Here is a 20,244-nt window from a genome sequence, read left to right as displayed (position 1 = left end):
CCTTGGGTGCCGCGTTCTTTTACCACCTGACGCGCGGCCCGCTGGAACGGGCGCTGCCGATGCTGCTGGAGCGGTCGCTGGCGAATGGCTGGCGCGTGGTGGTGCGCGGCACCGATCCGGGGCGGATGGACTGGCTGGACCAGAAGTTGTGGCTGGGGTCCGACGAGCAGTTCCTGCCGCACGGGCTGGCGGGCGGGCCGCATGACGGGTTGCAGCCGGTGCTGCTGACCTGCGGTGCCGACGCGCCGAACGATCCCGCCTGCCTGATGGCGGTGGACGGCGCCGGGGTTGCCCCGGAAGAGGTGCAGCGGCTGGAGCGGGTCTGCATCCTGTTCGACGGCCATGACGAGGCGGCGGTGGGTGCCGCGCGCGGCCAGTGGAAGGCGCTGACCGATGCCGGCTGCGCCGCGCAATACTGGTCCGAGGAATCGGGCCGGTGGGAGAAGAAGGCCGAAAAGGCCGGGTGATCCGCCCTATCGCGTCAGGACCAGCGCGCCGTCGGTGATCTCGATCCGGGAATAGCGATGCAGGTAGCTCATCCCGAGCAGCGAGATATCCATCTGGCCATCGTTGACATAGGCGCGCAGCCCCTCGTCCTCGATCGCGCCGATGGCCAGGCTGTCGAGGCGCACCGGCGCGGTGGCCACGGGGCCGTTCGCGCTGTAAGCGCGGCCCGAGAAGATCAGCTCGTCCATGTCGATACCCGCGTCCTGCGCGGCCTCGCGGCTGAGAACGATCCCGGTGGCGCCGGTATCGACGACGAAACGGGTCGGGTGGCCGTTCACATCCGCCGTGACATAGTAATGTCCGTCCGGCGCACGGGGCAGTTCGATCCGGCCCTCGGCGGCCAGCACCGTCTGCTGCGGCATCACCGTGTCGCGGATATCGCTCCACAGCCCCACCCCCGCGATCATGCCCAGGAACAGCAGCCCCCAGACCACCGCGTGCTGCATCGTGCGGCCGAGGTTGTTGCGGTTCTGCATGACGAACCAAAAGGTGATCGCCGCACCGAGCACGACGAGATAGAGAAGATTTCCGGTCTGGATTTCGTTCATGTCAGGCCCCTTGGCGCGCGCCCGAATGATATAGGCACGGGGACCGGTGGCGGCAACCGGGCTGTGGGAATCGCAACAGAAGGGCATCGCATGGCCGCGGGCGGGCGATCCGACGCTATCGGCATGGCGATTTATCGTGCGGCCACCTTCCACCTCTGATCGTGGCACTTTCGGCAGCCAATCGCCCGGCCGGGGGGCGGCCGTGCGATGCCCGGGCCGCTGCGCGGCTGTTCCGGGCGGGCTCAGCCCCTAACCCGCGAAACCGAAGGCCCGCAACCCGTCCAGCACGAACTGCACCGACAGCGCCGCCAGCAGCATACCCAGCAGCCGCGTGACCACGTTGATCCCGGTCTTGCCCAGCGCGTGCTCCAGCAGCCCCGCCGACAAGAACAGTGCCATCACGATCAGCAGCACCGCCACCATCACCGCAAGCGTCGCCACCAGCCCCTGCCAGCCCGGCGACTGCCCCGCCAGCAGGATGACCGAGGCGATGGCCCCCGGCCCGGCGATCAGCGGGATCGCCAGCGGAAACACCGAAGGGTCGGGGCCGTCGTCTTCGTCCGCCTGATCCTCGCGCCGCTTGGTGCGGCGTTCGAACAGCATGTCGAGCGCGGTCAGGAACAGCAGAACGCCCCCGGCGATGCGAAAGGCGGGCATGGAAATGCCGACGAAGCCCAGCACCGCCTCGCCGAAGGCGGCGAAGAGCAGCAGGATGAACGCGCCGGTGACGCAGGCCCGCACAGCAATCGCCCGCCGCGCCTGCGCCGTCATGCCCTGCGTCAGCGCGACGAACAGCGGCGTCAGCCCGATCGGGTCGATGATCACGAAAAGCGTGACGAAGGCTGTGATGAAGAACGCGGTGTCCATGCGCCTTGTCTACGGGGGCAGGGGCGGTTTGACCAGAGGCCGGTCAGCCGAAGCCGGGCTGCAGGCTTGCCGGGTCGCGCGACGGGGTGTCCCAGAACGTGCGCGCGAACGGGGGCAGGCGGGTCAGCACCGCCTCGATCCCGGCCTGCCGGACGCTGCGGCGCAGGGCGATGGCCGTGGCCTCGACGCAGTTTTCCGGCGTCAGGTTGTGGTTGGGGCGCAGGGCGCACGCCTCGGCGGTCCAGTCGGCGCGGGTGCCGGGCGGCACGGGGCTGTCGGCGATCTGCCAGTCGGCCACGAAGATTGCCCGCGGCACCGCCGGCAGCACCTGCGCGAAATCCACCGCCTGCTGCACGGTCAGGCGTCGGCGAAACGCCTGGAACACGCCCTGCAGGGCGGTATAGGCCATGTTGTCGCTGTCGAGCGCCATTTCCTCGCGCGCGATGCGCAGGAACCTGTGCCAGTCCCGATCCGCGTGGCGATAGGCAAAGGGCATCGGCATGGCGCTATCCCCCGGCCGCGTCCAGCCGTTCCTGCGCGGCCTCCCACAGGGTTTCGGCGCGGGCGAGGCCATCCATGATCTCGGCGTATTTGCGGTTCCAGACCGCAAGCTCACCGGCCTTGGCATCGTCGTAAAGCGCGGGATCGGCCAGCTTGGCCGAAAGTTTCTCGCGCATCTCCTCGATCCTGGTCACGCGCTCCTCGCATTTGCGCAGCTCGGCGCGCAGGGTGAGGATTTCGTCGCGGCCGGCGCGTTTGGGCTTGGGCGCCTCTTTCGGCTTTTGCGCGCGCGCCGGGGTATCGGCCGACAGCAGCATCTTGCGATAGCTTTCCAGATCGTCCTGATAGGGCGTCACCGCGCCGTCCCGGACCAGCCACAGCCGGTCGGCCACGAGGCTGAGCAGGTGCATGTCGTGGCTGATCAGGATCACCGCCCCGGTATAGGTGTTCAGCGCCTCGACCAGCGCCTCGCGGCTTTCGATATCGAGGTGGTTCGTCGGCTCGTCGAGGATCAGCAGATGCGGCGCGTCGAGCGTCGCCAGCAGCAGCGACAGCCGCGCCTTCTGCCCGCCCGACAGCCGGCCCACCTGCGTTTCCGCCTGATCGGCCATCAGCCCGAAGCCCGCCAGCCGTGCGCGCAGTTGCGCCGGGGCGCGGTCGGGCAGGGCGCGGCGCAGGTGTTGCACCGGCGTTTCGTCAAGATGCAGCTCGTCCACCTGGTGTTGGGCGAAGAATCCGATGCGCAGTTTCGACGAGCGGGTGATTTTGCCCTCCATCGGGGCCAGCCGGTCCGACAGCAGCTTGGCCAGCGTCGATTTGCCCTGACCGTTCTTGCCCAGCAGGGCGATCCGGTCGTCCTGGTCGATGCGCAGGGCCAGGTTGCGCAGCACCGGTTTGCCGTCATAGCCGACGCTGACGCCCTCGGTCGCCAGGATGGGCGGCGACAGTTCCTCGGGCTCGGGGAAGGTAAAGACGCGCCTTGCCGCCTCTTCGGGGGCGGCGATGAAATCCATCTTCTCGATCATCTTCAGCCGCGCCTGCGCCTGCCGTGCCTTGCTGGCCTTGGCGCGGAAACGGTCGACGAAGCTTTGCAGATGGGCGCGGCGGGCCTCTTGTTTTTTCGCCATGGCGGCCTGCACGGCGCGGCGCTCGGCGCGCTGGCGGGCGAACTGGTCATAGGGGCCGGTGTAATAGGCCAGCTTGCGATCCTCCAGGTGCAGGATCGCCCCCACCGCGCGGTTCAGCAGGCCCCGGTCATGGCTGATGATGATGACCGTATGGGGATATCTCTGGAGATAGCTTTCCAGCCACAGCGCCCCTTCCAGATCGAGATAGTTGGTCGGTTCGTCCAGCAGCAGCAGGTCGGGCTGCGCGAACAGCACGCCGGCCAGCGCCACGCGCATCCGCCAGCCACCGGAAAAGGCGGAACAGGGCATAAGCTGTTCCTCGGCATCGAAACCCAGCCCGCGCAGGATGGAGCTGGCCCGGCCTTCGGCCGACCATGCGTCGATATCGGCCAGCCGGGTCTGCACCTCGGCGATGCGGGCGGGGTCGGTCGCGGTGTCGGCCTCGGCCAGCAGCGCCGCGCGTTCGGTATCGGCGGCCAGCACGGTATCGAGCAGCGAGACCTCGTTGCCCGGCACCTCCTGCGCGACACCGCCGACGCGGGCGCCCGCGGGCAGGGTGATATCGCCGCCCTCCAGCGCCAGCTCGCCACGGATCAGGCGGAACAGCGTCGTCTTGCCCGCGCCGTTGCGCCCGACAAGCCCGACCTTGTGACCGTTCGGGATGACGGCGCTGGCGCCTTCGAACAGCGGCCGGCCTTCGACCGCGTAGGAGATATCGGAAATCTTCAACATGGCCGCCCTCTAACAGAGCCCGTGCGCCGCTGCCAGAGGGTGCGGACTTGCGCTGCCCGCACGCAGCGCGTAGCCATTGCGGGCACAAACGGATACGCGCCAAATGACATTACCGAAAAAACCCAGCCTGCTGACACTGGTCCTGCTGACCGGAATCAGCGTGCTGACGCTCAACCTGTTCCTGCCCTCGCTCAGCCGGATCGCCGACGAGTTCGAGGCCGATTACGCCCTCGTGTCGCTGTCCATCGGCGGGTATCTGGCGGTTTCGGCGGTGCTGCAGATCGTGATGGGGCCGCTGTCGGACCTCTACGGCCGCCGCCCGGTGCTGCTGGCAGGGCTGGCGATATTCATCCTCGCCTCGATCGGGTGCTATTTCGCGCAGGATATCTGGGTGTTCCTGGGCTTTCGCCTGCTGCAGAGCGCGGTGGTGGGCGCCATGGTGATCAGCCGCGCCGTGGTGAACGATATCGCCCCCCGGGCCGAGGCCGCGCGGCTGCTGGGCCAGATCGGCGCGGTGATGGCGCTGGCCCCGATGCTGGCGCCGGTGCTGGGCGGGGTGCTGGACGAGCTGTTCGGCTGGCGCGCGAATTTCGCCGCCTTCATCCTGATCGGGGTGGCGATGTTCGCGCTGGTCTGGGTGGACCTGCCCGAAACCAATACGCACCTGGGCAAGGGCGGGTTCGGCGCGCATTTCCGCAGCTATCCCGAATTGCTGGGCGTGCCGCTGTTCTGGGCGCATTGCAGTTGCCTGGTGTTTTCCATCGGCGGGTTCTTCGCCTTTCTCGGCGGTGCGCCGCAGGTGGCCGAGACGCAGTTCGGCCTGACCCCCGGCTGGGTCGGCGTGGGCATGGGCAGCGTTCCGGCCGGGTTCATGCTGGGCAACTACCTGACCGGCCGCCTGTCGGGCCGCGTGCCGCTGTCGCGGATCGTGCTGGCCGGGCGCTGGCTGGCGGTGATCGGGCCGGGGATCGGGGTGGTGCTGTTCGCGCTCGGCGTCGACGACCCGCTGCTGATGTTCGGCTGCGTGGTGTTCATCGGGCTGGGCAACGGGCTGACCAGCCCCGGTGTCAATGCCTCGGTGATGATGGTGGCGCCGCACCTGGCGGGCAGCGCCTCGGGGCTGTCGGGGGCGCTGACGCTGGCGGGCGGCGCGGCGCTGACCGCGATCGCGGGCGTGGTGGTCGCGGGCACGGGCGGCGCGCTGGCGCTGTTGTCGCTGCTGGTGGCGGTCTCGGTGCTGTCGCTGCTCTCGGCGCAATATGCCTACCGGATCGAGGCCCGCATCGCCTGACCCGATCACGGCTTTTCAAGCCCCCTGAGCCATGCTAGAGCGCGCCTCGATTGTGACAGGCGGCGGCATGGGGCCGCCCGAACCACGAAAACAGGACGGATAACCGACATGGCCATTCAGCGCACCTTCTCGATCATCAAGCCCGACGCCACCAAGCGCAACCTGACCGGCGCGATCAACGCCAAGCTCGAGGCCGCGGGCCTGCGCATCATCGCGCAAAAACGCATCCACCTGACCAAGGCGCAGGCCGGCGTCTTCTACGAGGTGCACAAGGAGCGCCCGTTCTATGACGAGCTGTGCGAATTCATGGCCTCGGGCCCGATCGTGGTGCAGGTGCTGGAAGGCGAGGACGCGATCGCGAAAAACCGCGACGTGATGGGCGCCACCAACCCCGAGGAAGCCGCCGAAGGCACGATCCGCAAGGAGTTCGCCCTGTCGATCGGCGAAAACTCGGTCCACGGCTCGGACGGCGAGGATACCGCCAAGGTCGAGATCGCCTATTTCTTCTCGGGTCTCGAACTGGTCGGCTGAACCGGCTTTTCGATCACCCCGATCTCATTCAGGGCCGCGTCCAGCCGGGCGCGGCCCTTGTCGTGCCGGCTGGCCTTCAGCGCGTCGAACCGGGCACGCAGGGCGGTTTTCTCGTCGCCCTTGCAATCGTTCCAGGGCCGGCCCTGCAACGCCATCACCAGCACGTAGTAGAAGATGAAATGCGGCCGTATCCCGGTGGCGAGAATCCGGCCATAGGCCTCGTCCGCCCCCAGCGCGCGCAGTTCTTCGGCGGATCGGATGCCCGCGCGGGCGCATTGCGCCTCGAAGGCGGGGCCGAGGTTGCGGATCGAGGATACCGGCGTGCTCATGCGGACATATTAACCCGTTGCAGGCGGCTGTCAGCCGCCAACGATCCAGCCCACGGCAAAGGCGACCAGCGCACAGATCGTGCCCACCAGCACGGTTTCTCCCACGCAGCGCGCCAGCCGTTCGCCGGTGGCGTTCCAGCGCAAAAGCCCCAGCGACATAAGCGCCAGAAACGTCGCCAGAACCGACAGCGCAAAGGTCCGGTCGGTGGCGTCGAACAGGAAATAGGGCACCAGCGGCACGGAGCCGAAGATCAGGAAACTGCCGAAGGTGAACAGCCCGTTGATTGCCGGGCGGTCCTCGTCCGGGTCGGACATGCCGAATTCATAGGTCATCATCAGGTCGGCCATGAATTCCGGGTGCCGGGCCAGGATCTGGGTGGTGGTGTCGGCCTCGCCCGGGGGCAGGCCGCGCTGGCGCAGGATCTCGAACAGCTCCATCCGCTCCTGCTCGGGGTCATGCGCGATCTCGCGCAGCTCGCTCGACCGGCGCGCGCGGTAGAGGTCGGCCTGGCTGCGCGCCGACAGGAATTCGCCCAGCCCCATGCTGACGCCATCGGCGAACAGATTCGCCAGCCCGAAAACCAGCACCGCCAGCCCGCCGATCTGCGCCACGCCCTCGGCCGCCGCCCCGGCAAAGCCCGCAACGATGGCAAAGGTGGTCACGATTCCGTCATTGCCGCCATAGACGATCTGCTTGAGAAATTCCTGTGTGCGCCCAAGTTTGTGCGCATCGCGTCGGTGACTCTGCCAGTCCATCGCTGCCTCCGCCTGCCTGATCGGGGCGCACCATAGACACGCCTGCGCACAGCGCAACGAAAAGAGCGACGGGCAGGGCACTGGTTATCACACCGACCCGGACGGAAATGGATACGCACCCATCCTGCCACATTCCGGTTTTCGCATGTCGCGCGGGCGATTTCGCGGGGAAAAACGCCGCATCCGCCGCATTTCACGGTCACTGGCCATGCCCGCGCAGAGCACCTATAGTCGGGCCAGGCACGTCAATCACAGGACCGGTCCCTTGCGCGATCTGAAAATCCCCGACCAACGCCACCCCGAAAAGGCACATCGCCCCGACAACGCCCAGCCCCGCAAGCCCGACTGGATTCGGGTCAAGGCGCCGGTGTCGGAGGGGTATCGCAAGACCCACCAGATCATGCGCGAGCACAAGCTGGTCACCGTCTGCGAAGAGGCGGGGTGCCCCAATGCCGGCGAATGCTGGAGCCAGGGCCACGCCACCATGATGATCATGGGCGATATCTGCACGCGCGGCTGCACCTTCTGCAACATCGCCACGGGCCGCCCCGACGCGCTCGACCTGTTCGAACCGGGCCGGGTGGCGGACGCGGTGCAGAAGCTGGGGCTGAACCACGTGGTCATCACCAGCGTGGACCGCGACGACCTGGACGATGGCGGGGCCGAGCATTTCGCCCAGACGATCCGCGCCATCCGCCACCGCAGCCCCGGCACCACGATCGAGATCCTGACGCCCGATTTCCTGCGGGCAAAGCCCGGCGCGCTCGAAGTGGTGGTCGCGGCGCGGCCGGACGTGTTCAACCACAACCTCGAAACCGTGCCCGGCCTCTACCCCGAGGTGCGGCCCGGCGCGCGTTACTTCCATTCGCTGCGCCTGTTGCAAAGGGTCAAGGAACTGGACCCGTCGATGTTCACCAAGTCGGGCATCATGGTGGGGCTGGGCGAAGACCGGCAGGCGGTGCACCAGGTGATGGAGGACATGCGCGCCGCCGATGTGGATTTCCTGACCATCGGCCAGTACCTGCAACCGACGCCGAAACACCACGCGGTCGCCCGCTTCGTGACGCCCGGGGAATTCGCGGCCTACGAAAAGGCGGCCTATGGCAAGGGGTTCCTGATGGTGTCGGCGACGCCGCTTACGCGCTCGTCCTACCATGCGGGCGACGATTTCGCCCGGCTGCGGGAAAACCGGCTGAAAAAGCTGGGGCAGGGCTAGGCCAAGGGTCGGGCGGTGGCATAGGGTAGGGGCAATCCCCCTGCCGGAGCGCCCCTATGTTGACCGACCCTTACGGAAACCCGCTGCACACGACCGATCCCGCCGCGCGGGATGCCTATGCCGAGGCGCTGCTGGCCTATCTCGACGCGCTGCCGGGGGTGGACGGGGCGCTGGAGCGTGCCATCGCCGCCGATCCGGGTTTCGCCCAGGCCCATATGTTGAAGGCGCGCAACGCGCAGGTTTTCGCCCGGATGGACGAGGCCCGCACCCTGATGGCGCAGGCTGTCGAAAAGGGCCGCGACCTGACCGGGCAGGCCCGTGGGCAGATCGCCGTTTTCGACCATCTGGTCAACGGCCGCCCGCGCGAAGGGTATGAGGCGGTGCGCGCGCATCTGCGGGATCATCCACGCGACGCGCTGGTGGCGCAGACCTGCCTTGGCGTGTTTTCCCTGATCGGCTTTTCCGGGCAGCCGGGGCGCGAGGCCGAGCACCTCGCCTTTGCCGAAACGCTGGCCCCCGCCTACGGGCAGGACGGCTGGTTCCTGGCGCAGTTGGCCTTTGCGCAGATGGAAGCCGGGCAACTGGCCCCGGCCGAACGCGCGATCGGGGCGGCACTGGCACAACGGCCGCGCTCGGGCCATGGCGCGCATATCCGGGCGCATCTGTTCTACGAAATGGGTGAAACGGCCGAGGGCCGGGATTACCTGTCGGACTGGCTGGCGGGCTACGACCGGGCGGGCATGATGCATTGCCATAATTCGTGGCATGTCGCGCTGTGGTCGCTGGCGATGGGCGATACCGCGCGGATGTGGCAGATCGCCGACCGCGATCTTGCGCCCGATACCTCGCAGGGGCCGCCGCTGAACATCCTGACCGATCTTGCGTCGCTCTACTGGCGGGCGGAAATGGCGGGGCAGGCGGTTTCGCCTGCCCGCTGGGCGCGGCTGTCGGAGTATGCCGCGCGCGCCTTTCCCGCGCCCGCGCTGGGGTTTGCCGATATCCATGCGGCGCTGGCACATGCCATGGCCGGGCAGGATGAGCCGCTGATGAAAATCATCGAGGGTGCAAAGGGCCCGGCGGCGGATCAGGTCGCGCCCTGTGCCACGGCCTTTCGGGCCATCGCCGCGCAGGACTGGGCGGGGGCCGAGGCGGCGCTGCTGCCGGTGATGGCCGATCACGCGCGGCTGGGCGGCAGCCGCGCACAGCGCGACCTGCTGGATTACACGCTGCTGCACGCGCTGATCCGGCAGGGCAAGGCCGGAGAGGCGCGGCGCCTGCTGGTCACCCGCCGCCCGCTGACCGACAGCCGCGGCGCGGTGCGCGGCCTTGCGGCATGATCGCTATTCGACCGGAGCCACGCGCTTGAGATAGGCCGCCACCGCCTGCCGGTCGGCATCGGTGAGCTGCGCGAAATTCGCCACCACCTCGGCCATGTGGCCGCCGGCGCTGTCATAGTCCGGCGTGAACCCGGTTTCGAGATAGGCGGCGATATCCGCCACCGACCAGTCCAGCGCGCCGGGGGTGATGTTGGGGATCGTGCCGCGCCCCGAGGGGTTCGGCGCCCCCGCCAGCCAGCGCGCCTTGACCAGCCCGCCCAGGGCGCCGCGCGGGCTGTGGCATTCGCCGCAATGCCCCAGCGCCTCGGCCAGGTAGCGGCCGCGCGCCTCTTCCCCGGTCAGCTCGGCGGCAACGATCCAGTCGTCCCGCAGGTAGAGCCATTTCCAGACCCCCAGCGACCGGCGGATATTGAACGGAAAGCCCACGTCATGCGCCAGGCTGGGCGTGGCGTCGGCGGGCAGGGTGGCGAGATAGGCGTGCAGGTCCACCACGTCCTGCAGGTTGGCGCGGATATACGAGGTATAGGGGAAGGCCGGATAGTAATGCGCCCCGTCGGGCGACACCCCGCGCATCATGGCGTTGGCCAGATCCTGCGCGCCCCAGCCGCCGATGCCCCGTTCGGGATCGGACGAGATGTTGGGCGCGTAGAACGTGCCGAAGGGCGAGGCGAAGGCCCGCCCGCCCGACAGCACCAGCCGCGCCGCGCCCTCGGCCCCTTCGGCCGAATGGCACGAGGCGCAGCCGCCCGCGTCGAACACCGCCTTGCCGCGGGTGACGTCCCCGTCAAGCCCGGCCAGCGCGTCGTCCGGCAGGGGGCGGGGGGCGCTCAGCCCCCAGCCCGCCAGCGCGGCAAGAACGGCCAGCCCGACGATCCAGCGCAGTATCCGCATCGCCCCGGCCCGCGATCAGCTTTCGGGGGCCCGATACGCCTTGTGGCAGGCCCCGCAGGCGCCGCCAAGGGCCCCCATCTGGCCCTGCACGGCCTCGAGCCCGGTGCCCGCGACCTCGGCCATCGCGGCCGCTGCCTTCATCAGGTCGTCGGCCTTGGCCGTGAAATCGTCCATGTCGTCCCAGATATCGACCTTGGCGCGGGTCTCGATGCTCATCTCGCCCGACCCCTCGGGCCACAGGCGCGACTGGTCCAGCGCGCTCAGCGCGGCCAGGTTTTCGGCGGCGGCCTGCGCGGCGGCGGCGTCATAGGGCACCGCGCCCTTCGCCATGTCGCCCAGAAGGCCCAGGTTGAAGGCGTAAAGATCCATCTGCGCCTCGCGCGCGTCCTGCGCGGCCTCGGCCGCCTTGTCGCCGTCGGATTGCGCGATCACCGTTCCGGCCATGGCCACCGCGACCACGGCGCCGGCAAGGATCGTAAAACTCTGCTTCATCGTCGTTCTCCCCGTCAGGTTGTAATCTGACACTAGTATACCTGTGAGATTTTTCAAAAGAATATGACAATACTGCAAAGGGGGTGCCGATTCTTGCACAATGCCGACTGGGACGATCTGCGCTATGTGCTGGCGGTGGCGGAAACCGGGTCGCTGTCGGCGGCGGCACGGCGGCTGGGCGTCAACCACGCCACCGTGCTGCGCCATGTCCAGGCCTTCGAGATCGCCCATGGCGGCCCCGTCTTCACCCGCACGCCGCAGGGTTACGCGGTGCTGCCGGAACGGGCGCGGGTGATAGATGCGGCGCGCGACGCGGCCAGCGCGATGGACAACGTGGCCCGGCTGATGGCGGGCGCGCGCACGCCGGTTCTGGGCACCGTGCGGATTTCGGCCACCGATACGCTGTGCACCACGATCCTGCCCGCCATTGCCGCGCGCATCATGGCGCGGGCCGAGGGGCTGCGCATCGAGATCCGCAACGCCAACGCGCACGAGGATTTCGCCCGGATGCAGGCCGATATCGCGCTGCGCCCCACGCCGCATCTGAGCGACGGGATGTCCGGCACCATCGCCGCCCGGATGACGTTCGGCCATTACGCGGCCGCCGGCGCCCCCGAGCTGTGGCTGGGGCTTTCGGGCCTTTTGTCGCGCGCGGGCCCGGCGGACTGGATGGCCGGCAATGTGGGCCAGGGCGAAACCGCTGCCGCGGCCAACAGTTTCGTCACCCTGCGCGACATGGCGGCCGAGGGGATGGGCCACGCCATCCTGCCCTGCCTGCTGGGCGATGCCGATCCCCGGCTGAGGCGGCGCTACGGGCGGTTTCCCGCGATGGACGTGCCGCTCTGGGTGGCGTGCCATGCCGACCTGGCCGACAGCCCGCGCATCAGGCTGGTCTCGCGCCACCTTGTCCGGCAGCTGCGGGCGCATCGCGCGGCGCTGGCCGGGCGTTAACGCAGCGGGCCCCGGCCCAGCGGTTCCAGCGTCAGCGCCCCGGGCCAGCCGAACAGCCGCTCGACCGCGACCAGCACGGCACAGAGCAACAGAACCCCCAGCACCAGCCGCACGCGCGCCCGGCTGGGCGGGCGGCGGGCCCACATGGTCATGCGCAGGATATGCCGGATCATCGGGGGCTCCTTCTTGCCGGGGCGGGCGATTGTTGTAGTGTCGGGCACGAGTATCGGTGAGATCAAGAATGCGCACGCTTCTGAGCTGTCTTTTCCTGTCCCTTGCAGCCCCCGCCACGGCCCGGGACGACGCGGTTGCCCGCGCCGCCGAGGCATTTGCGCAAGGCCGGCACGAGGCCGCGCTGACGGTGATCGAACCCGCCGCGCGGGCGGGCGACCCGCAGGCGCAGGTGATCCTGGGCACCGCCTATGACACCGGCCGGGGCAAGGGCACCAGCGCGCAGCTTGCCCGCGACTGGTTCACCCGCGCGGCGGGGCAGGGCGCGGCCGCCGCGCAACTGGCGCTGGCGATCATGGCGATCGAGGGGCGGCCCGACATGCCGCCCGACCCGCAAGCCGCGCTCGGCTGGCTGGAACAGGCGATGGCGCAGGGCGAGCCGCGGGCATTCCTGACGCGCGCGCAGATGATGCTGGACGGTGTGGGCGGGCCCGCCAACCCCGCTGCGGCGGCGGCGCTGCTGATCACCGCACTGGAGCTTGGCACGCCGCAGGCGGGCATGGTGCTGGCCGATCTCTACGCGACGGGCCGGGGCGTGCCGCAGGACGCGGCCCGCGCCCGCGCAACGCTTGCCCGCACCGCGCGGCTGGGCCACGGGCCGGCGATGGCGCAGCTTGCCGTGATGTACGAACTGGGGCAGGGCGGGCCGGCCGATCCGGCGGCGGCCTTCGCGCTTTACCAGGAGGCGGTGAACCTCGGCGATGCCAGCGCGGCGGTGAACCTTGCGCTGTTCATGCAGCAGACCGACGGCTACTGGACCGACCCGGCGCTGGCCCATGCCTATTGCCTGTGGGGCAGCCGCAACGCGCCGCCCGACCTGGCGGCGCAGTACGAAACGCAATGCGCTGCGCTGGCCGGCGACCTGACCGACGACCAACGCGCCGAGGGCGCGCGGCTGGCGGCGACCTTCTAACCCTCGTCGGTGAACCGGACCTTGCCGATGAAGGGCAGGTTGCGGTTGCGTTGGGCAAAGTCGATGCCGTAGCCCACCACGAACTCGTCCGGGATCTCGAACCCGGTCCAGTCGGCCCTGACCGGCGCCTCGCGGCGCGACGGCTTGTCGAGCAGGGCGATGCTGCGCAGCCTGCGCGGCTTGCGCGCCTTGAGCAGGCCGATGACGTGGAACAGCGTGTGCCCGGTATCGACGATATCCTCGACCACCAGAACGTCGCGCCCCTCGATCGCGCCGCGCAGATCCTTGAGGATCTTGACCTCGCGGCTGGATTCCATCGTGTTGCCATAGCTCGACGCCTCAAGGAAATCGACCTCGACCGCCAGGTCCAGCTCGCGCACCAGGTCGGCGATGAATACGAAGGACCCGCGCAGCAGCCCGACCACCACCAGCTTGTCGGTGTCGGCAAACTCCTCCGCGATCTCGCGCGACAGTTCCTCGATCCGGGCCGCGATCTGCTTGGCCGAGATCATTTCGTCGATGACATAAGGACGCGTAGGCATCTGCCCCCCTTGCTTTTTCCCGCGCAGGATACGAAATGAGGCCCCACTGTCACGACAAAAAGAGGCGACATGCCCACCCACGCCGAGACACGCAGGCTGCCCTATACCGCGCAGCAGATGTACGACCTTGTCGCCGACGTGGCGGCCTATCCCCAGTTCCTGCCCTGGTGCGCCGCCGCGCGGGTGCGCAGCGTGACGCCAAAACCCGATGGCAGCGAGGTGATGGAGGCCGACCTGGTGATCTCGTTCAAGGTGTTCCGCGAACGGTTCGGCAGCCGCGTGACGCTCTGGCCCGCGTCGAAGCGGATCGACACCGAATACCTGGACGGCCCCTTCAAATACATGAAATCCAATTGGGAATTCAAAGATGTGGAGGGCGGAGTTGATGTATCGTTCTTCGTCGATTTCGAGTTTCGGAACCGAATCCTGCAAGGCGCGGCCGGCATGTTCTTTCACGAGGCGATGCAACGCATCGTGCGCGCGTTCGAGGCCCGCGCACGGGATCTGCATGGGAAGGGCATGACATGAGCATAACGCTTCAAATCGCTGATTTCGTGACGAAAACCAATCCCGGTGATATCCCGCCGGACACCGCGCACATGCTGCGCCTGTCGCTGCTCGACTGGATGGCGGTCGGCATCGCCGGCGCGGAAGAGCCGGTGGCGCGCATCACCCGCAACATGGTTCTGGACGAGGCGGGCGCCCCGCAGGCCAGCCTGTTCGGCACCGGCACGCGGCTGCCCGCACGCGCGGCGGCGCTGTCGAACGGCACGACCAGCCACGCGCTCGATTACGACGACACGCATTTTGCCCATATCGGCCACCCGTCGGTCGCGGTGTTTCCCGCCGCGCTGGCGGTGGCGCAGGCGCAGGGCGCCAGCGGCGACGCCTTCCGCCACGCCGCGCTGCTGGGAATCGAGGCGTCGATCCGTATCGGCACATGGCTGGGGCGCAGCCATTACCAGACCGGGTTCCACCAGACAGCCACCGCCGGCGCCTTCGGCGCGGGGCTGGCGGCGGCGCGGCTGATGGGATTCGGGGCAGGGGATACGGCCATGGTTCTGGGCCTGCTCGCCACGCGGGCCAGCGGGCTGAAATCCCAGTTCGGCACCATGGGCAAACCCTTCAATGCCGGGCTGGCGGCATCGAACGGGGTTGAGGCAGCGCAACTCGTGGCCCGCGGCTTCGTGGCGAACCCCGATGCGCTGGAATGCGCACAGGGCTTTGCCGCAACCCATGCCGGGGAGGACATCAGCAATGCCATGCAAGACATTGGCAAAGAGTGGGTTTTCGACGGTATCAGTCACAAGTTCCACGCCTGCTGCCACGGCCTGCACGCCGCGTTGGAGGCGCAATCCACGCTGCTGCCGCTGGACCCGGCGGCGATCGACTCGATCACAGTGCACACCCATTCGCGCTGGATGAGCGTGTGCAACCAGCCCGAACCGACGACCGGGCTGGGCGCCAAGTTCAGCTATGCCACCGTGCTGCCGATGCAGATCCTGGGCCACGATACCGCGCGGCTGGACAGCTACAGCGCCGAGGTCTGCGCCGATCCCGCGCTGCGCGGTCTGCGCGCCAAGGTGACCGTGATCGCGGATGACGGGCTGACGGAAACCGAGGCGCATCTGCGCGTGGCGCTGAACGGCACGATCCGCGAGGCATCGCACGATCTGGACGCACCGATTGCGCTGGCCGAGCGCGACCGGCGCCTGCGCGCCAAGGCGGCAAGCCTTCTGGGTGACGATTTGGCGGCAAGTGCCTGGCGGATAATCGAAAACGGGGCGGACCCGGATGCGATAGGCGCGATCATCGCCGGTGTGTGACGGGTTGATCCATTAGTCGCATAATGAGGATTATGTTAAATCAATACCATCCAACCCTGAGCCCCGGCGCAGTATTCTCGACAAAGCGCCCGTATAGGCTGTAACCTCTGCCTCGCGCCATTTTGCGCCAGGAACCACTCGGACTTACGGAACACGGATGATCAGCAGCCGGTATCTCGATGCCCTGACGACAGCCGCCTCGATCGAAGAGCTGTGGGACATGCACACGCAGCGCATGGCCGGTTACGGATTCGACCGGCTGCTTTACGGGTTCACGCGCTATCGCTCGGGCAGTTCGCTGGGCGATCCCGACGATTTCGTGATCCTCACCAACCACCCCGACAGCTATACCGACGGCTTCATCGGTCGCGGTCTTTACAAGCACGCGCCGATGACCCGGTGGGCGCTGGACCACGAAGGCAGTTGCAGCTGGCGGATCATGGCCGAGAAAATCGCCAGCAACACGCTGAGCGAAGAGGAAAAGCAGGTCGTCATCTTCAACCTGTCGCACAAGGTCCATGCCGGGTATTCGATCAGCTTCCGCTCGCTGTCGCCGCGCTCCAAGGGGGCGATCGCGCTGACCGCGCGCGCGGACATGGTGCAGGACGACGTCGATGCCATCTGGGCCGAGCACGGCACCGACATCACGGTGATGAACAACATCGTGCATCTCAAGATCATGACCCTGCCCTATCACGGCGCCTCGCGCGGGCTGACGCGGCGCCAGCGCGAGGTCCTGGAATGGGTCGGCGACGGCAAGACCACGCAGGATATCGCCATGTTGCTGGGGCTGACGCCCGCCACGATCGAAAAGCACCTGCGCCTCGCGCGTGAGGCGCTGAGCGTGGAAACCACCGCGCAGGCCGTTCTGAAAGCGGCGTTCCAGAACCAGATGTTCGTGCTGGAACCCTGATTGCCCGTGAAAAAACTGTGAAACCCGGCATGGGTAGGGAATCCCCTACTTCACTGACGCGGCGTAAGGCGGCACTCTGTCCCTGTTCCGTGAGTGGTGGCTTTTTATGCCATTGGAACTCTCGGGTCGGATCCTTGCGATTACAAGGCTCTCCGGCCCGAACCTCCGGGGGGCACGCCTATGTTCGGTGTGTCGTCCGGTAACGCCGGGCCCTCTCATCCCCAATGTCTCGGGGTCTGGCGGTGTTTCGGCCGGTGCCATTCCCTGATGGGGATGGCACCGTGTCGGGGTTTTCAAGGTGCGGCCACAGGTTCTGGCGCCGCTGATTGTTGCAAGTCTTTCGTTAATGTTTGGTCCCAAGGTTCCGGTCACAGCGCCGGTGTTTACTTGTATGGTGCCAGTGTGGCGGCCTTCGGGCCGTCTTGGTATGGAAAACGGCGCCGCCCGCAAGGGCGACGCCGTTTTCTCGTTTCAGCGGGTAGGGCCGAATCAGCCCTGCGCGGCCTTGGCAACCTCGGCGGCGAAATCCTCTTTCTCCACCTCGATCCCCTCGCCCACTTCCAGGCGCACGAAACCGGTGATCGTCGCACCGGCCTCTTTCGCGGCGGCCTCGACCGTCAGGTCGGGATTCACCACGAAGTTCTGGCCCAGCAGCGTGACCTCGCTCAGGAATTTCTTCATGCGGCCTTCGATCATCTTCTCGATGACCTGCTCGGGCTTGCCGGATTCGCGGGCGATATCCATCTGCACCTGGCGCTCTTTCTCGACCACGGAAGGATCGAGATCGTCGGACGACAGCGAGGCCGGGTTCACCGCCGCGATATGCATCGCCACCTGCTTGCCGAACGCCTCGTCACCGCCGGTCATCGCAACCAGCACGCCGATCTTGCCCATGCCGTCACCGGCGGCGTTGTGGATATAGGACACCACGGTTTCGCCTTCGATCCGGGCCATGCGGCGCAGCGACATGTTTTCGCCGATGGTGGCGATCTTGTCGGTGATGGTGTCGGCAACCGTCTTGCCGCCGATATCGGCCGCCTTCAGCGCCTCGACATCGCCCACGCCCATGGCGGCGTCCGCGATGCGGGCGACCATGCCCTGGAACTCGGCGTTCTTGGCGACGAAGTCGGTTTCGGCATTCACCTCGACGGCGACGCCCGTGCCGCCCTCGACCTTGACGGCGACCAGCCCTTCGGCCGCGGTGCGGCCCGATTTCTTGGCGGCCTTCGCCAGGCCCTTGGTGCGCAGCCAGTCAACCGCGGCTTCCATGTCGCCATCGGTTTCGGTCAGCGCCTTCTTGGCATCCATCATGCCTGCGCCCGTCTTGTCGCGCAGCTCTTTCACCAGTGCAGCCGTGATCGCCATCTCTGGATCTCCCAATATGTCTGAGGTTTCGGAACGCGCGTGCCTTATGCCGCGCGTTCCATGTCGGTTGCGTGACGCGCCGGGGCGCGTCCCTTGCGAAAATCAGGCCTCGGCCACGGCCTCTTCGACCGGCGCGGCCTCAAGCTCGCCCAGGTCGACGCCGGCGGCGCCCAGCTGTGCCTGCATCCCGTCCAGCGCCGCGCGGGCAACCAGGTCGCAGTAGAGCGAGATGGCGCGCGCCGCATCGTCGTTGCCGGGGATGATGTAATCGACGCCCGCCGGGCTGCAGTTGGTATCGACCACGGCCACCACGGGAATGCCCAGCTTGTTGGCCTCGGCCACGGCAAGGGCCTCTTTCTTGACGTCGATGACGAACAGCATGTCCGGCACGCCGCCCATTTCGCGGATACCGCCCAGCGATGCCTGCAGCTTCTGCTGGTCGCGCTCCATGTTCAGGCGCTCTTTCTTGGTCAGGCCCTCGGCGCCGGCTTCCATCTGCTCGTCGATCTGCTTCAGGCGGCCGATCGACTGCGACACGGTCTGCCAGTTGGTCAGCGTGCCGCCCAGCCAACGGTGGTTCATGTAATACTGGGCGCATTTCTCGGCCGCATCGGCGACCGGCTGCGCGGCCTGGCGCTTGGTGCCGACGAACAGCACGCGGCCGCCCTTGGCCACGGTTTCGCGGATCGCGTTCAGCGCCGCGTCCAGCATCGGGACGGTCTGCGTCAGGTCGACGATGTGGATGCCGTTGCGCGCGCCATAGATGAACTCGCCCATCTTGGGGTTCCAACGCTGCGTCTGGTGGCCGAAGTGAACGCCAGCTTCCAACAGCTGACGCATGGAGAACTCGGGAAGAGCCATGTGTTTTTCCTTTCCGGTTTGCGCCTTGGCGGGGGTGATAGCGCGGATGCGCCAACCGGTGGACCGTTTGGGGATGTCTCCCCCAAGGGCCCGACCCCGCCTGCGGGATTGAGTGGCGCGCGTATACAGGCCATGCGCCGCGCGCGCAACCCCGAAATCGCCCGCGGGATCAGCGTTCGCGGATGCGCCGCGACCGGACCCGCCGCGCGCCCCGCAGCAGCAGCCCCAGCACCACCCCGACCGCGATCGCCACCGCCAGGTCGGCCAGCACGGTCAGCACCATGGTGATCAGCAGCAGGAACAGGTCGGTGCGCGGCAGCGCCAGGTAGCCGCGCCACTGGTGCGGTTCCGACATGTTCCAGGCGGTCAGCATCAGCAGCGCCGCCAGTGCCGGCAGCGCCAGCATCCCCGCCAGCGGCGCGGCAAGGCTGAGCACCGCAAGGACCACAAGCGCGTGGGTCATCCCGGCAACCGGGGTGCGCCCCCCTGCCCTGACATTGGTCGCGGTCCGGGCGATGGCGCCGGTCGCGGGCATCCCGCCGAACAGCGCCGAACCGATATTCGCCGCGCCCTGCGCCATCAGCTCGGCGTTGGGCCGGTGGTTGTCGTCGATCATGCGGTCGGCCACCATCGCCGACAGCAGCGACTCGATCGCCGCGAGAAACGCGATCAGGCAGGCCGAGGGCAGCACTTCGACCACCTTGGCAAGGTCCAGCCGGGGCAAGGACGGCGCGGGCAGCCCCGCAGGCAAGGCGCCGAAACGGTCGGCGATGGTCTCGACCGGCCAGCCGAACAGCAGCGCCGCGGCGGAGCCCGCGGCCACCGCGACGATCAGCCCGGGAAAGGCCGGGGCCAGCCGCCGCAGCACCACGATCATCAGCCCGGTGCCGGCCGCGACGGCCACCGCCTGCGGCAGGATCGTTGCGCGCGCGCCCCACAGGGCGGCCAGTTTCGGCAGGAATTCGGCCGGCACCTCGGCCAGCTCGATGCCCAGGGCATCCTTGATCTGGCTGCTTGCGATGATCACCGCGATCCCGATGGTGAAACCGTTGACCACCGGTTCGGGCACATAGGCGATCAGCCGTCCGGCGCGCAGCACAGCGGCGATCAGCAGGATGACGCCCGCCAGCAGGGTCGCCAGCACCAGCCCGTCATAGCCGTGGGTTGCGATGACGCCGTGAACCACCACGATGAAGGCGCCGGTCGGCCCGCCGACCTGCACCCGGCTGCCACCGAGCGCCGAGATCAGGAAGCCCGCGACGACGGCCGTCACCAGCCCCTGCGCGGGCGTTCCGCCCGACGCGATGGCAATCGCGATGGACAGCGGAATCGCCACCATGGCAACGGTGACCCCGGCAGCGAGGTCCGACAACAGCGCCCTGCCCCCGTAACCGGGCAGAGTCGAAAGGATTTGCGGTTTCATATGCGATCGTTAGACCCGCGCGCGTCGGCAGACAAGTCTTCCGCGCTGCGGAATTCCCGGAAAATCCGGGGGGTGCGGCAAAAAGCGGCTGTGT

Annotated in this window: 23 protein-coding genes; 10 read left to right on the top strand and 13 right to left on the bottom strand. The window is 67.9% G+C overall.

The window, feature by feature from the left end; translation table 11 throughout:
• Positions 1-2 precede the first annotated feature (2 nt).
• On the top strand, positions 3-467 hold the full coding sequence (locus F3H87_RS05845) for a DNA polymerase III subunit chi (protein WP_149785991.1): 465 nt from the start codon (positions 3-5) through the stop codon (positions 465-467).
• Between the two features lie 6 nt (positions 468-473).
• Here F3H87_RS05845 and F3H87_RS05840 read toward each other — a convergent pair whose 3' ends face one another.
• The 4 genes from F3H87_RS05840 to F3H87_RS05825 form a co-directional block, all read right to left on the bottom strand.
• On the bottom strand, positions 474-1,055 hold the full coding sequence (locus tag F3H87_RS05840; protein ID WP_149785992.1) for a retropepsin-like aspartic protease family protein: 582 nt from the start codon (positions 1,053-1,055) through the stop codon (positions 474-476).
• A gap of 249 nt (positions 1,056-1,304) precedes the next feature.
• Positions 1,305-1,922, bottom strand: coding sequence for a MarC family protein (locus tag F3H87_RS05835; protein WP_149785993.1), 618 nt, complete (start codon positions 1,920-1,922; stop codon positions 1,305-1,307).
• A 43-nt stretch (positions 1,923-1,965) separates the two neighbouring features.
• Positions 1,966-2,424, bottom strand: coding sequence for a DUF2267 domain-containing protein (locus F3H87_RS05830; protein ID WP_149785994.1), 459 nt, complete (start codon positions 2,422-2,424; stop codon positions 1,966-1,968).
• Positions 2,425-2,428: 4 nt separating this feature from the next.
• Positions 2,429-4,282 (bottom strand): ABC-F family ATP-binding cassette domain-containing protein, encoded by a 1,854-nt coding sequence (locus F3H87_RS05825; protein ID WP_149785995.1) that lies wholly within the window; start codon positions 4,280-4,282, stop codon positions 2,429-2,431.
• Between the two features lie 103 nt (positions 4,283-4,385).
• Between F3H87_RS05825 and F3H87_RS05820 the strand changes: the two genes are divergently transcribed.
• Both F3H87_RS05820 and ndk read left to right on the top strand, forming a co-directional pair.
• A complete protein-coding gene (locus F3H87_RS05820; RefSeq protein WP_149785996.1) occupies positions 4,386-5,573 on the top strand; it encodes a multidrug effflux MFS transporter in 1,188 nt (395 codons plus the stop codon).
• 108 nt (positions 5,574-5,681) lie between these two features.
• Positions 5,682-6,104: a nucleoside-diphosphate kinase gene (gene ndk / locus F3H87_RS05815; protein ID WP_149785997.1), complete on the top strand. Its 423-nt coding sequence runs from the start codon at positions 5,682-5,684 to the stop codon at positions 6,102-6,104.
• Here the strand turns inward: ndk and F3H87_RS05810 are convergent.
• Together F3H87_RS05810 and F3H87_RS05805 are read right to left on the bottom strand one after the other, a co-directional pair.
• On the bottom strand, positions 6,071-6,433 hold the full coding sequence (locus F3H87_RS05810; RefSeq protein WP_149785998.1) for a TfoX/Sxy family protein: 363 nt from the start codon (positions 6,431-6,433) through the stop codon (positions 6,071-6,073). The genes ndk and F3H87_RS05810 overlap by 34 nt on opposite strands.
• Positions 6,434-6,463: 30 nt before the next feature.
• Positions 6,464-7,189, bottom strand: coding sequence for a VIT1/CCC1 transporter family protein (locus tag F3H87_RS05805; protein ID WP_149785999.1), 726 nt, complete (start codon positions 7,187-7,189; stop codon positions 6,464-6,466).
• A 265-nt stretch (positions 7,190-7,454) separates the two neighbouring features.
• On the opposite strand from F3H87_RS05805, the gene lipA reads away from it, so the two are divergent.
• Complete coding sequence (lipA, locus tag F3H87_RS05800) at positions 7,455-8,405, top strand: lipoyl synthase (protein ID WP_149786000.1); 951 nt, start codon at positions 7,455-7,457, stop codon at positions 8,403-8,405.
• 56 nt (positions 8,406-8,461) lie between these two features.
• On the top strand, positions 8,462-9,742 hold the full coding sequence (locus F3H87_RS05795) for a tetratricopeptide repeat protein (protein WP_149786001.1): 1,281 nt from the start codon (positions 8,462-8,464) through the stop codon (positions 9,740-9,742).
• A 3-nt stretch (positions 9,743-9,745) separates the two neighbouring features.
• Here F3H87_RS05795 and F3H87_RS05790 read toward each other — a convergent pair whose 3' ends face one another.
• Positions 9,746-10,633, bottom strand: a complete 888-nt coding sequence (locus F3H87_RS05790; protein ID WP_149786002.1) for a cytochrome c — start codon at positions 10,631-10,633, stop codon at positions 9,746-9,748.
• A 15-nt stretch (positions 10,634-10,648) separates the two neighbouring features.
• A complete protein-coding gene (locus tag F3H87_RS05785; RefSeq protein ID WP_149786003.1) occupies positions 10,649-11,125 on the bottom strand; it encodes a c-type cytochrome in 477 nt (158 codons plus the stop codon).
• A 93-nt stretch (positions 11,126-11,218) separates the two neighbouring features.
• Here F3H87_RS05785 and F3H87_RS05780 point away from each other — a divergent pair, with 93 nt between their 5' ends.
• Positions 11,219-12,076 (top strand): LysR family transcriptional regulator, encoded by an 858-nt coding sequence (locus F3H87_RS05780; RefSeq protein ID WP_188129116.1) that lies wholly within the window; start codon positions 11,219-11,221, stop codon positions 12,074-12,076.
• Here F3H87_RS05780 and F3H87_RS21770 read toward each other — a convergent pair.
• The gene (locus tag F3H87_RS21770; protein WP_188129117.1) at positions 12,073-12,249 is read right to left on the bottom strand and encodes a hypothetical protein; all 177 of its coding nucleotides are present in this window, start codon (positions 12,247-12,249) and stop codon (positions 12,073-12,075) included. The two genes, F3H87_RS05780 and F3H87_RS21770, sit on opposite strands and share 4 nt — an antisense overlap.
• A gap of 68 nt (positions 12,250-12,317) precedes the next feature.
• Between F3H87_RS21770 and F3H87_RS05775 the strand changes: the two genes are divergently transcribed.
• A complete protein-coding gene (locus F3H87_RS05775) occupies positions 12,318-13,220 on the top strand; it encodes a tetratricopeptide repeat protein (RefSeq protein ID WP_149786005.1) in 903 nt (300 codons plus the stop codon).
• Here F3H87_RS05775 and hpt read toward each other — a convergent pair.
• A complete protein-coding gene (gene hpt / locus F3H87_RS05770) occupies positions 13,217-13,762 on the bottom strand; it encodes a hypoxanthine phosphoribosyltransferase (protein ID WP_149786006.1) in 546 nt (181 codons plus the stop codon). The genes F3H87_RS05775 and hpt overlap by 4 nt on opposite strands.
• Positions 13,763-13,831: 69 nt before the next feature.
• Here hpt and F3H87_RS05765 point away from each other — a divergent pair, with 69 nt between their 5' ends.
• The 3 genes from F3H87_RS05765 (at position 13,832) to F3H87_RS05755 (ending at position 16,501) form a co-directional block, all read left to right on the top strand.
• The gene (locus F3H87_RS05765) at positions 13,832-14,290 is read left to right on the top strand and encodes a type II toxin-antitoxin system RatA family toxin (RefSeq protein WP_149786007.1); all 459 of its coding nucleotides are present in this window, start codon (positions 13,832-13,834) and stop codon (positions 14,288-14,290) included.
• Positions 14,287-15,588, top strand: coding sequence for an MmgE/PrpD family protein (locus F3H87_RS05760; protein WP_149786008.1), 1,302 nt, complete (start codon positions 14,287-14,289; stop codon positions 15,586-15,588). Before F3H87_RS05765 ends, F3H87_RS05760 begins: the two co-directional genes overlap by 4 nt.
• A gap of 157 nt (positions 15,589-15,745) precedes the next feature.
• Entirely contained in the window at positions 15,746-16,501 is a 756-nt protein-coding gene (locus F3H87_RS05755; protein WP_149786009.1) for a LuxR family transcriptional regulator, read from the top strand.
• A 489-nt stretch (positions 16,502-16,990) separates the two neighbouring features.
• Here F3H87_RS05755 and tsf read toward each other — a convergent pair whose 3' ends face one another.
• The 3 genes from tsf to F3H87_RS05740 all read right to left on the bottom strand — a co-directional run bounded on the left by tsf (position 16,991) and on the right by F3H87_RS05740 (position 20,150).
• Complete coding sequence (tsf, locus tag F3H87_RS05750; protein ID WP_149786010.1) at positions 16,991-17,866, bottom strand: translation elongation factor Ts; 876 nt, start codon at positions 17,864-17,866, stop codon at positions 16,991-16,993.
• A 102-nt stretch (positions 17,867-17,968) separates the two neighbouring features.
• Positions 17,969-18,727: a 30S ribosomal protein S2 gene (gene rpsB / locus F3H87_RS05745; RefSeq protein ID WP_149786011.1), complete on the bottom strand. Its 759-nt coding sequence runs from the start codon at positions 18,725-18,727 to the stop codon at positions 17,969-17,971.
• Positions 18,728-18,896: 169 nt separating this feature from the next.
• The gene (locus F3H87_RS05740) at positions 18,897-20,150 is read right to left on the bottom strand and encodes a SulP family inorganic anion transporter (protein ID WP_149786012.1); all 1,254 of its coding nucleotides are present in this window, start codon (positions 20,148-20,150) and stop codon (positions 18,897-18,899) included.
• Between the last annotated feature and the right edge of the window lie 94 nt (positions 20,151-20,244).

The sequence above is a fragment of the Lutimaribacter pacificus genome (assembly GCF_900142185.1).
GTDB classification, from domain to species: domain Bacteria; phylum Pseudomonadota; class Alphaproteobacteria; order Rhodobacterales; family Rhodobacteraceae; genus Lutimaribacter; species Lutimaribacter pacificus.
The sequence above is the reverse complement of the archived record's forward strand: the minus strand, read 5'-3'. Positions and strand labels throughout refer to the sequence as shown.

Excerpts from the sequence above, each read along its gene's own strand:
- F3H87_RS05840 (WP_149785992.1), bottom strand. The coding sequence starts at position 1,055 with ATGAACGAAATCCAGACCGGAAATCTTCTCTATCTCGTCGTGCTCGGT.
- F3H87_RS05835 (WP_149785993.1), bottom strand. The coding sequence starts at position 1,922 with ATGGACACCGCGTTCTTCATCACAGCCTTCGTCACGCTTTTCGTGATC.
- F3H87_RS05830 (WP_149785994.1), bottom strand. The coding sequence starts at position 2,424 with ATGCCGATGCCCTTTGCCTATCGCCACGCGGATCGGGACTGGCACAGG.
- F3H87_RS05825 (WP_149785995.1), bottom strand. The coding sequence starts at position 4,282 with ATGTTGAAGATTTCCGATATCTCCTACGCGGTCGAAGGCCGGCCGCTG.
- F3H87_RS05820 (WP_149785996.1), top strand. The coding sequence starts at position 4,386 with ATGACATTACCGAAAAAACCCAGCCTGCTGACACTGGTCCTGCTGACC.
- ndk (WP_149785997.1), top strand. The coding sequence starts at position 5,682 with ATGGCCATTCAGCGCACCTTCTCGATCATCAAGCCCGACGCCACCAAG.
- F3H87_RS05810 (WP_149785998.1), bottom strand. The coding sequence starts at position 6,433 with ATGAGCACGCCGGTATCCTCGATCCGCAACCTCGGCCCCGCCTTCGAG.
- F3H87_RS05805 (WP_149785999.1), bottom strand. The coding sequence starts at position 7,189 with ATGGACTGGCAGAGTCACCGACGCGATGCGCACAAACTTGGGCGCACA.
- F3H87_RS05795 (WP_149786001.1), top strand. The coding sequence starts at position 8,462 with ATGTTGACCGACCCTTACGGAAACCCGCTGCACACGACCGATCCCGCC.
- F3H87_RS05790 (WP_149786002.1), bottom strand. The coding sequence starts at position 10,633 with ATGCGGATACTGCGCTGGATCGTCGGGCTGGCCGTTCTTGCCGCGCTG.
- F3H87_RS05785 (WP_149786003.1), bottom strand. The coding sequence starts at position 11,125 with ATGAAGCAGAGTTTTACGATCCTTGCCGGCGCCGTGGTCGCGGTGGCC.
- F3H87_RS21770 (WP_188129117.1), bottom strand. The coding sequence starts at position 12,249 with ATGATCCGGCATATCCTGCGCATGACCATGTGGGCCCGCCGCCCGCCC.
- F3H87_RS05775 (WP_149786005.1), top strand. The coding sequence starts at position 12,318 with ATGCGCACGCTTCTGAGCTGTCTTTTCCTGTCCCTTGCAGCCCCCGCC.
- hpt (WP_149786006.1), bottom strand. The coding sequence starts at position 13,762 with ATGCCTACGCGTCCTTATGTCATCGACGAAATGATCTCGGCCAAGCAG.
- F3H87_RS05765 (WP_149786007.1), top strand. The coding sequence starts at position 13,832 with ATGCCCACCCACGCCGAGACACGCAGGCTGCCCTATACCGCGCAGCAG.
- F3H87_RS05760 (WP_149786008.1), top strand. The coding sequence starts at position 14,287 with ATGAGCATAACGCTTCAAATCGCTGATTTCGTGACGAAAACCAATCCC.
- F3H87_RS05755 (WP_149786009.1), top strand. The coding sequence starts at position 15,746 with ATGATCAGCAGCCGGTATCTCGATGCCCTGACGACAGCCGCCTCGATC.
- tsf (WP_149786010.1), bottom strand. The coding sequence starts at position 17,866 with ATGGCGATCACGGCTGCACTGGTGAAAGAGCTGCGCGACAAGACGGGC.
- rpsB (WP_149786011.1), bottom strand. The coding sequence starts at position 18,727 with ATGGCTCTTCCCGAGTTCTCCATGCGTCAGCTGTTGGAAGCTGGCGTT.
- F3H87_RS05740 (WP_149786012.1), bottom strand. The coding sequence starts at position 20,150 with ATGAAACCGCAAATCCTTTCGACTCTGCCCGGTTACGGGGGCAGGGCG.